General features: G+C 66.7%; 7 protein-coding genes and 1 pseudogene. 3 read left to right on the top strand and 5 right to left on the bottom strand.

The window, feature by feature from the left end; translation table 11 throughout:
• Positions 1–87: 87 nt before the first annotated feature.
• From RTQ83_RS10865 to RTQ83_RS10880, 4 genes are all read right to left on the bottom strand, one after another.
• A complete protein-coding gene (locus RTQ83_RS10865; RefSeq protein WP_312514247.1) occupies positions 88–1,551 on the bottom strand; it encodes a catalase in 1,464 nt (487 codons plus the stop codon).
• A gap of 167 nt (positions 1,552–1,718) precedes the next feature.
• Entirely contained in the window at positions 1,719–1,964 is a 246-nt protein-coding gene (locus tag RTQ83_RS10870; protein WP_312514249.1) for a hypothetical protein, read from the bottom strand.
• A 2-nt stretch (positions 1,965–1,966) separates the two neighbouring features.
• The gene (locus RTQ83_RS10875) at positions 1,967–3,079 is read right to left on the bottom strand and encodes a Ku protein (protein WP_312514251.1); all 1,113 of its coding nucleotides are present in this window, start codon (positions 3,077–3,079) and stop codon (positions 1,967–1,969) included.
• 45 nt (positions 3,080–3,124) lie between these two features.
• Positions 3,125–4,105, bottom strand: coding sequence for an SDR family oxidoreductase (locus tag RTQ83_RS10880; RefSeq protein ID WP_312514252.1), 981 nt, complete (start codon positions 4,103–4,105; stop codon positions 3,125–3,127).
• Positions 4,106–4,264: 159 nt separating this feature from the next.
• On the opposite strand from RTQ83_RS10880, the gene RTQ83_RS10885 reads away from it, so the two are divergent.
• From RTQ83_RS10885 to RTQ83_RS10895, 3 genes are all read left to right on the top strand, one after another.
• Positions 4,265–5,737, top strand: a complete 1,473-nt coding sequence (locus tag RTQ83_RS10885) for a GGDEF domain-containing protein (RefSeq protein WP_312514254.1) — start codon at positions 4,265–4,267, stop codon at positions 5,735–5,737.
• Between the two features lie 92 nt (positions 5,738–5,829).
• The gene (locus tag RTQ83_RS10890) at positions 5,830–7,521 is read left to right on the top strand and encodes a sulfate permease (protein WP_312514256.1); all 1,692 of its coding nucleotides are present in this window, start codon (positions 5,830–5,832) and stop codon (positions 7,519–7,521) included.
• Positions 7,522–7,642: 121 nt separating this feature from the next.
• Positions 7,643–9,427 (top strand): DUF1302 family protein, encoded by a 1,785-nt coding sequence (locus tag RTQ83_RS10895; protein ID WP_312514258.1) that lies wholly within the window; start codon positions 7,643–7,645, stop codon positions 9,425–9,427.
• A gap of 22 nt (positions 9,428–9,449) precedes the next feature.
• On the opposite strand, the pseudogene RTQ83_RS10900 reads toward RTQ83_RS10895, so the two are convergent.
• Positions 9,450–9,672: pseudogene (locus RTQ83_RS10900) on the bottom strand (glycerol acyltransferase); the annotation flags it as partial.

Below are 9,672 nucleotides of genomic sequence, written 5' to 3' on the forward strand. Positions count from 1 at the left end.
GCGTTGCAAACAAAAAAGCCGCCACACCGGAACTGGCGGTCCGGGGTGACGGCAAAGGGAAAGGTGGAGAACCTTCGAGGGTGATGCTTAATCGATGTTGCGACCCAACGCCTTGAGCGAAGCGCGCACGCCGCGGCCATACGCCGGATCGGCCTTGTCGAAGTGACGCAGCTGGCGCTCGACGATATCCAGGTCGCACTGGCTGAGCGGCCCGGCCAGGTTGTCGAACAGATTCTGACGCGCCTGCTCGTCCATCAGGCGGAACAGATTGCCGGCCTGGGTGTAGTCGTCTTCGGCGCCGCGGTAGTCGAAGCGGCCGGCATTGCCTTCCAGCCCCAGCTCGCCTTCGCCATGGCCCATGCCGGTAGCGCCGGCGCCGACCGAGTTCAGCGTGTAGTAGTTACGCGCCGAGCCGCCGTTGGCGATCGCCATCGAACCGTCACGCTGCTGGTTGTGGAACGGGCAGCGCGGGGCGTTCACCGGCAGGTGCTGGTGGTTGGTACCGACGCGGTACAGCTGGGCATCGTGGTAGGCGAACAGGCGGCCTTGCAGCATCTTGTCCGGCGAGTAGCCCATGCCCGGCACCACATTGGCCGGCGAGAAGGCGGCCTGCTCGACTTCGGCGTGGTAGTTGTCCGGATTGCGGTTCAGTTCCAGCACGCCCACCGGCAGCTTGGGGAAGTCGCCGTGCGGCCAGACCTTGGTCAGATCGAACGGGTTCCAGCCGGTGCGCTGGCTCCAGTCCGCCAGTTGCTGGGCGCTGGCGATCTGCACCTGCACGTCCCACTGCGGGAAGTCGTTGGCGGCAATCGCATTGAACAGGTCGCGCTGGGCGTGGTCCGGGTCGGTGCCCGCGATGCGGGTCGCTTCCGCCGCACTCAGGTTCTTGATGCCCTGGCGCGTCTTGAAGTGCCACTTCACATAGTAACGCTCGCCTTTTTCGTTGATCAGGCTATAGGTATGGCTGCCGAAGCCGTCCATGTGGCGGTAGCCGTCCGGAGTGCCGCGGTCCGAGAACAGGATCGTCACCTGGTGCAGGCTTTCCGGCGCGTTGCTCCAGAAGTCGAACATCATGTTGGCCGACTTCAGGTTGGTCTGCGGATCGCGCTTCTGGGTGTGGATGAAGTCCGGGAAGTTGATCGGGTCCTTGATGAAGAACACCGGCGTGTTGTTGCCGACCAGGTCCCAGTTGCCTTCTTCGGTATAGAAGCGCAGGGCGAAACCGCGCGGATCGCGTTCGGTGTCGGCGCTGCCTTTTTCGCCGCCCACGGTCGAGAAGCGCAGGAACACCGGGGTCTTCTTGCCGACTTCGTCAAACAGCTTGGCCTTGGTGAAGGCACGCAGGTCATGCGTCACGGTGAAGATGCCGTAGGCGCCCGAGCCCTTGGCGTGGACCACGCGCTCAGGGATGCGCTCGCGGTTGAAGTGCTGCAGCTTCTCGATCAGGTGGAAGTCTTGCAGCAGCAGCGGGCCGCGCGGGCCGGCGCTGAGCGAATTCTGGTTGTCGGCGACCGGGATACCAGAAGCGGTGGTCAGGCGAGGGTTGGTCATCTGAATCTCCTTCATTGCGTGTGAAACTTCAATGAAAGAGATTCTACGTAGCAACTCGGTAAAGGAAAAGTTAATTGATTTTATGGATTCAATAGATTTTGATAGATATTTTAAATCAGTAAAAACTGTAATAGCACGATTTTACAATCGGAAAAATCGGAACCGTGCTAGGCCTCGCTCGCGTGCTCGTTCTTGAAGATGCCACGGATGTTCATCGCCATCAGCGCCAGCTGTAAGGTGATCAGTGCCCAGGCGCCGTCGTGCCAGCCCCAGATGATCCACAGGATATTGCTGAGTATGAACATCGTGAACCCGAACACGCGCCGCTTGGCGCGTTTCGAGCCGATCAGGTACGCCGCGAACAGGGTGACCAGCATGGCCGGCCACTGGAGGAAGTCGATGAATTCCGCCATCCTCACGCCGCTTTCTTGCGCTGTGCCGGCGCCTTTTTGGCGGCAACCGCCTTGGTGGCGGTCTTCTTCGCCGCCGGCTTGGCAGCTACCTTGGCCGCAGGCTTCGCTGCCGACTTCGAGGCCGTGGCGCGGGTCGACTTGGCGCTGGCATTCAGCCGGCTCGGCGCACGTGCCGGTGCCTTGCGTCCGCGCGGCACCTGGACGTCGTCATTATCATCGTCGTCATCGTCCTCCGACGGCTTCTTCGACTTGCGTGGCGGCGGATCATCGTCGTCATCATCATCGTCTTCCGCCATCGCCGCCAGCGCCGCCTTGGCCGGCTTCTTGCCAAGGCTGGCCTGCAGCAGCGCCACCAGGTCGATGACCTTGCCGGTGGTGCGTTTTTCCTTCTCCGGTTCCGGCTCGGTGATGGTCTTGGTCTGGCGCGCCTTGATCTTCTTCTTGACCATCGCCAGCACGTCCTCGCGATAGGTGTCGTGGTACTGCCCCGGCTCCCAGTCCTCGCTCATGCCTTCGACCAGAGCCATCGCCATCTTGAGTTCCTTGACGGTGACGGCGGCGGTCTTGGAATTGGGCGAGGGGATCTTCAGTTCATCCGGATCGCGCATCTCGTCCGGGAAGCGCAGGGTATTCAGGACGATGGTATCGCCCACGCACACCAGCGCCGCCAGGTGCTGCTTGACGCGGATGACGACGCGCGCGATGCCGATCTTGCCGGCTTCGCGCAGCGTCTCGCGCAGCAGCGCGTACACCTTGGCACCGCCCTTGCCGGGGGCGAGGTAATAGGGCTGGTCGTAGTAGATCAGCGGCACTTCCTCGGCCTGCACGAAAGCCTGGATGTCGATGGTCTGGGTGGCTTCCGGGTTGGCGCGGCGCAGATCTTCGTCCGACAGCACCACGTACTCGCCGCTCTCGTACTCGTAACCCTTGACGATGTCGTCCCATGACACTTCCTTGCCGTTGCTCTTGTTGTAGCGTTTGAAGCCGACGGGCGAGAAGTCGCGCCGGTCGAGCATGGTGAGGTCGAGCCCCTTGCTCTCGACTGCGGGATACATATCGACCGGAATATGGACCAGCCCGAAGCTGATCGCCCCTTTCCACATGCTGCGCGCCATGGCGTCTCCTCTCTCTCGTCGTCTTTCAGATGCTTTGGTTTTGCCTCAGCCCACCGAACCCGTGATCGGCAGGATGATGCCCGTGATGTAGCCCGAGCACACTGGCGACGCCAGGAACACGTAGGCCGGCGACAGCTCTTCCGGCTGCGCCGGGCGCTTGAAGTCGGTGCTGGCGCCGAATTCCTTGAGCTGTTCCGGGGTCTGGTCGGCCGGGTTGAGCGGTGTCCAGACCGGGCCCGGTGCCACGGCGTTGACGCGGATGCCTTGCTCGATCACGCTCGAGGCCAGCGACATGGTGAAGGCGTGGATCGCGCCCTTGGTGCTCGAATAGTCGAGCAGCTTTTTCGAGCCTTTCAGGCCGGTGACCGAGCCGGTGTTGATGATCGACGAGCCTTGCTTCAGGTGCGGCAGGGCGGCGCGCGCCATGTGGAAGTAGCCGTAGATATTGGTGCGGAAGGTTTCGTCGAGGCGCTCGTCGGTGATGTCGAGCAGCGAGTCGGCGTGTTCCTGGAAGGCGGCGTTATTCACCAGCACGTCCAGCTTGCCGAATTCGGCGACCACTTTCGCCACCGCGTCGTTGCAGAAGGCGGCATCCTTGACGTCGCCCGAGATGGTGATGCAGCGGCGGCCTTCGGCTTCGATGCAGCGTTTGGTTTCTTCGGCGTCCTCGTGTTCGTTCAGGTACAGCACCGCCACGTCGGCGCCTTCGCGCGCGAACAGCACTGCCACCGCGCGGCCGATGCCGGAGTCGGCGCCGGTGACGATGGCACTCATGCCTTCCAGCTTGCCGCTGCCCTTGTACTTCTCGGCCATGAATTTGGGTTTCAGTTCCATCTGGGCTTCGATGCCTGGCTTGGCCAGATGCTGGGCGGGCATCGGGGTTTCCGGCTGCTTGACGCCGGTTTGCACGGCCTGGTCTTCGCCGCCTTGCTGGTCTTGCTTGGAGGCGTCCGCCTGGTCTTGCTGGCTCTGGATTGCCTTCTGCTTGTTTGCCACGCTGTTTGCCGATTCGTCCTGCTGAGTCATGCTGCTTCTCCCATAAACGTTCATCCGATCTGGAGAGTATTGGACGCACGCGCCGTGACGACGGTGCGCTTCCACACACAGCGGCGGACTTCGCCCTTGGCCGACCCGGAACACGGTTTTATGGCACACTGCGCAGGAGGAAAAACAGGAGATTCCAGGATGCATCAAGAGGGCGGCTCGCGCGAACATGCCACCGGTCTGTTCGTCAATCCGGTCGGCCAGCGCCGCGCCGACTTCCAGCATGCCTGCGGCGGCCTGTTCGCCCAGCTGCGCGTGGCCGCCGGCGCCGAGCAGGCGGCCGGCCTGCTCGAACGCGAATCGGCCGACCTCCTGATCCTGGACCTGGAGCGCTGCGAGATCGGCCTCGACCTGGCACCGCTGGGTGCACTGGTGGCGGCGCGCGCCGCGGTGCAGGCGCCGGTGCTGGTGCTGTGCCCGTTCACCAATGCCGGCTGGCTGCAGGCATTGATGGGCTTCGGTCCCATCGATTACGCGATTGGCCCGCTGCGCGAGCAGCAGCTGCGCTCCCTGCTCGACACCCGCCTGCGCGCCGGTTTTGCGCCACGTACTGCGCCGACCCCGGGCGAAGAAGAGATGCGCGGTCTGCTGGCGCTGCACGGCGCCGCCCAGGAAGCGCTGCTCGACGCCGACGACGCCGAGCGTTTCGCCGAGCGCCTGTGCACGGCGCTGGCCGGCTGGCCCGGCGTGGTGCATGCGGCGCTGTTCCAGCATCGCGACGGCGACCTGTATCTGGAAGCCGAACACGGCCTGCCGGGCCTGCGCCTGGGTGCACTGCTCAAACCCGGTGCGCGCCTGCTACAGTCGCCGCTGCGCCATGCTTTCCCCGGCCTGCTGGCCGCCACGACCGACGAATTCACGCTGCTCGACGCTCCCGGCAAGGCGGGCGAGCCGGAGCTGGCCGAGCGCCTCGACGCCTTCGGCGTGCGCAGCGTGCTGGGCGTGCCGATCCCGGGTGAGGGGCCGGGCGGGCCGCGCGGTTCGCTGTCGCTGTTGTTCGACCATGCACGCCCGTTCTCGCATGCGCAACTGAGCGCGCTGGAGCAGCTGGCCCGGCTGGCCGGCGTCGGCCTGCGCATGGCCGAGGCGGCGCGCGAGAACGAAGCCCTGCTGGCGCGCGTGACGCACCTGGCAACGGTCGACGCGCTGACCGATGTCGCCAACCGCCGTCACGGCGAGCAGCTGCTGGAAGCCGAGATCAAGCGCGCACGCCGCTACCGCCTGCCGCTGGCGCTGATCGCGTTCGACATCGACCGCTTCAGCGTGGTCAACGACACCTATGGCCACCCGGTGGGCGACATGGCGCTGCGCACCGTGGCCGACACGGCGCGCGCGCTGCTGCGTTCGAGCGATGTGTTGATCCGCTCGGGCGGCGAGGAATTCCAGGTGATCGCGCCGCATACCAGCGCGGTCGATGGCCTAAAGATGGCCGAGAAGCTGCGCGCGGCGATCGAGCAGGTCGAGATTCCCGGGTGCGATCACGTCACCATCAGCCTCGGCGTGGCCCAGCTGGGCGAATCGGAAAGCGGCGATTCGCTGGCGGTGCGGGTGCACGCGGCGCTGGCGCGCGCCAAGCGCGCCGGGCGCAATTGCGTCGAGCTGGCGATGCAGTAATCCTGGCCGGCCCCGACCGGCACAGCAGCACGGCGCGGTAAATATGCTACGCTAGCGGCCTTTCCAATCCGGCAATCGAGCCAGACTTACCGATGCTTCAGTGGTTGCGGCAGTACCGCCGTGCCGCGCTGCCGGGCGACATCAGCGCCGGCATCGTGGTCGCGATGATGATGATCCCGCAGGGCATGGCCTATGCCCTGGTGGCCGGCCTGCCGCCGGTGGCCGGCATCTACGCCAGCATCGTCCCGCCGCTGCTGTACGCGCTGTTCGGCACCAGCTCGACCCAGTCGGTGGGGCCGATGGCGATCATCTCGCTGATGACCGCTTCCAGCCTGGCACCGCTGGCTGCGCCGAGCAACGCCCTGTACGGCGTGCTGGCGGCCCAACTGGCGTTGCTGTCGGGCGTGGTGCTGCTGGCCTGCGGCCTGCTGCGCATCGGCTTCCTTGCCAACTTCTTTTCGCGCCCGGTGATGAGCGGCTTCACCATCGGCTCGGCGATCGTGATCGCCTGGGGCCAGCTGCGCCCCCTGATCGGCGGCCCTGTGGATGCGCCGCACCTGCCCAGCGCGCTGCTGGGACTCGGTTCGCTGGCGCTGCTGGTGGCGGCGCGCCACTGGCTGGCGCCGCTGCTGCGCGCGCTACGGGTGAAACCGGTGGCGGCCGATATCGGCGCCAAGCTGGCACCGATGTTCGTGGTGCTGGGCGCCACCGCGCTGGTGCCGTGGCTCGATCTGGCCGGGCAGGGCGTGGCGATCACCGGCGCGGTGCCGTCCGGCCTGCCGGGCCTGAACCTGGCCACCTCCGATGCGCACTGGCAGGCGCTGCTGCAGCCGGCGCTGCTGATCGGCTTCATGGTCTTTTTGATCAGCATGTCGGGCGCGCAGGCGCTGGCGCTCAAGCGCGGCGGCGAGAAGCTGGTCAGCAACAGCGAACTGGTGGGGCTGGGCGCGGCGAATATCGGCAGTGCGCTCTCGGGCGGCTTCCCGGTCACCGGCAGCATTTCGCGCTCGGCGGTGAACTTCGCGGCCGGCGCCAACACCCAGCTGGCCAGCATCATCACCGCCGGTCTGCTGGCGCTGGCGCTGGTGGCGCCGACCGGCTGGCTGGCCTTGCTGCCGCTGCCGACGCTGGCCGCGACCATCATCGTCGCCGTGCTCGGCATGCTCGACCTGTCCACCCTGCGCACCGCCTGGCGCTACGACCGCGCCGATGCGGCCGCACTCTTGGCGACTGCCGGCGGGGTGCTGGTGCTGGGCGTCGAGGCGGGCGTGGTGGTCGGGGTGGCGCTGTCGATGGGGGCGCTGATCTGGCGCGCCAGCCGGCCGCACATCGCGGTGCTGGGACGCATCCACGGCACCGAACACTTCCGCAACATCGACCGCTATTCGGCCGAGACTACGCCGGGCCTGTTGATGATGCGGGTCGACGCCGGACTGTTCTTCGGCAATGTGGAAGCGGTAAACGGGCGCATCGACGAGGAATTGCTGGAACATGCCGGCACGCGCCACCTGGTGCTGGTGCTGTCGGCCGTGAACGCGATCGACACCTCGGCCCTGTTCGGGCTGGGCGAACTGAACGCGTCGCTGCGCCAGCGCGGTGTCGTGCTGCACTTGGCTGAAGTGAAGGGGCCGGTGATGGACCGGCTGCGCGACAGCGATCTGCTGCCGGCGCTGAGCGGCCAGGTGTTCCTGAGCGCGGCGATGGCCTGGGACCAGCTGGCCGGATCGGCAGCGGCGGGCACGCCGGCCGCGACTGCACCGGCGACGACTATGCCGGCGGCATAAGCTTGCCTGGAATACCCCCTTTGTATTGACGAAGGGTTACAGGACTACTACGATCTTTCGGCACGGCATTTACAAGACAATGCCGGCATCCGCACCGGGGCCGATCGAGACGAGGTAGACCATGACGTCGCATCTCCGCACCCGTCCCACCTTGCTGCGCCGCGCCGGCGCTGGTACTGCCGTGCTGCTGATCGGCTGGGCGGGCGCCGCCTCGGGCGCCGACGTCAAGTTCGGCGGGCGCATCACCTACGGCGAAGTGATCCGGGTCCAGGACCGCGATCCCGATCTGCTCACCGGCATCAACGCGTCCGCCATCGGTCTGTCCGGTTTCGGCAGCGGCGGCAATGCCGACGACGCCAACACCAATTATGCGCGCTGGGACGCGGCTTCGCGCGCCGTGAAGGGATTGTTCGAACTGAGCGCCAGCGAGGGGCCATGGTCGGCAGCGCTGCGGGTCAAGGCCTGGCGCGACGTCGGCCTGGCGAATGACGACCGGCCCTGGGGCAATGTGATCAACGGCTACGCGCCGGACGCGCCGCTGAGCGATGCCGGCGCGTCGCGCCGCGCGCGCTTCGACGGCGTGGCGCTGTCCGAGGCCTGGGTCGGCCGTACCTGGCGCGTCGGCGACGTGCCGGTGCTGGCGCGCCTCGGCCACCAGTCGCTCGACTGGGGCGGGCGCACCCTGAACCAGGGCGGGCTGGAAGCGCTCAATCCGCGCGACCTGCCGGGCCTGCGGCGCGCGGGCGCGGTGCCGCAGGAGACGGTGGTGCCGCGGCCGATGCTGTTCGGCCGCCTCGAGGCGATGCCGGGGCTGGCGTTCGAAGCCTATTACCAGAGCGCCTTTCGGCCCACAGCGATCGACCTGTGCGGCACGCTGTGGTCGATGAGCGACTATCTGGCCGAGGGCTGCGACCGGGTGATGAGCGGCCAGCCGCAGGTCAGCGACCGCGCCCGCATCGGGTTGCAAGCCTATCAGAAGCGCTTGCCGACACCGAAACCGGAAGCCCAAGAATTCGGTTTCGGCGCCACCTGGCGCATGAAGGCGCTCGACCTCGACCTCGGCCTGTACCACGCGCGCTATAACGCCCGCTCCGCACTACCGTCGCTACGGCGCAGCACCCGGATCGGCGGGCCGGCGCTGGTCCCCGGCGACCCGGACGGGCGCAACATGGCCTACTTCACCGAATACGTCGAGGGCTTGCGCATCAGCGCCTTGAGCCTGTCGCGCAAGCGCGGACCGACCACGCTGTACGGCGAACTGTCGTACCGGCCCGAGACGCCGTTCATGCTGGCGCCGGGCGACGTGCTGCCGCCGTTCCTGAACGCCAGCGCGCCGGCGCTGCTGCGCGCGCGCGCCGACGCGGTGCCGGCGGGCGGCATCTTCCATGGCTACGACGTGTATGCGATGTGGCAGGCGCAGGTCGGCGCGCGCCACGAATGGACCATGGGCGGCGTGCCGCTGGCGGCGACGGTGGAGGCGGTGGGCAAGCATGTGCGCGACCTGCCCGATCCGGCGCTGTTGCGCTACGGGCGCGCCGACATCTTCGGCGTGGGGCCGGTGGGTGGCATCTGCAACGTCACCACCGGCAACGCGGCGCGCCAGTGCAGCCTGCGCGGCTACAACACGCCGCGCTCGTGGGGCTATCGGGTGCGGCTCGATGCGCGGCTGCCGGCGCTGCTGCCGGAGTTGACCAGCAGCGCGAGCCTGCTGTTCGTGCACGACGTGAAAGGGTGGTCGGGCGACTTCTTGCTCAATGAAGGCCGCAAGTCGGTGGCGCTGGCCCTGCGGTTCGAGTACCGCCAGCGCTACCTGGCGGAGTTCGGGTACAACCCATCGTGGGGCGGGCAGTATCATCCGGCTGCCGACCGGGATACGGCGTCGCTGGCGCTGGGGGTGAAGTTTTAGGGAAGCTAGCGGATGATCCGCATCAGGCTTGCTCGCGGCGCGGCTCTTCGCTGTCGCGCGGGCTCAGTTTGATCGGCGCGGCGTCTTCGGGATGCAAGGCTTGCACGTCCTTGTAGACCGCGCGGATCGCTTCCATGTCGCACTCGACGTCGCCGCTCGGCATGAGCGTATTGACCAGGCGTAGTTCTTTCTTGCCATAGTCGAAGCTGACCAGCAGCAGCGGTACGTTGGCGGTGCGCGCCAGG

The organism is Massilia sp. (genome assembly GCF_031995545.1).
Classification (GTDB): domain Bacteria; phylum Pseudomonadota; class Gammaproteobacteria; order Burkholderiales; family Burkholderiaceae_D; genus Telluria.

What these genes read in the sequence shown, in the direction of transcription:
- RTQ83_RS10875 (WP_312514251.1), bottom strand. Translation starts at nt 3,079, where the DNA reads ATGGCGCGCAGCATGTGGAAAGGGGCGATCAGCTTCGGGCTGGTCCAT.
- RTQ83_RS10865 (WP_312514247.1), bottom strand. Translation starts at nt 1,551, where the DNA reads ATGACCAACCCTCGCCTGACCACCGCTTCTGGTATCCCGGTCGCCGAC.
- RTQ83_RS10870 (WP_312514249.1), bottom strand. Translation starts at nt 1,964, where the DNA reads ATGGCGGAATTCATCGACTTCCTCCAGTGGCCGGCCATGCTGGTCACC.
- RTQ83_RS10880 (WP_312514252.1), bottom strand. Translation starts at nt 4,105, where the DNA reads ATGACTCAGCAGGACGAATCGGCAAACAGCGTGGCAAACAAGCAGAAG.
- RTQ83_RS10895 (WP_312514258.1), top strand. Translation starts at nt 7,643, where the DNA reads ATGACGTCGCATCTCCGCACCCGTCCCACCTTGCTGCGCCGCGCCGGC.
- RTQ83_RS10890 (WP_312514256.1), top strand. Translation starts at nt 5,830, where the DNA reads ATGCTTCAGTGGTTGCGGCAGTACCGCCGTGCCGCGCTGCCGGGCGAC.
- RTQ83_RS10885 (WP_312514254.1), top strand. Translation starts at nt 4,265, where the DNA reads ATGCATCAAGAGGGCGGCTCGCGCGAACATGCCACCGGTCTGTTCGTC.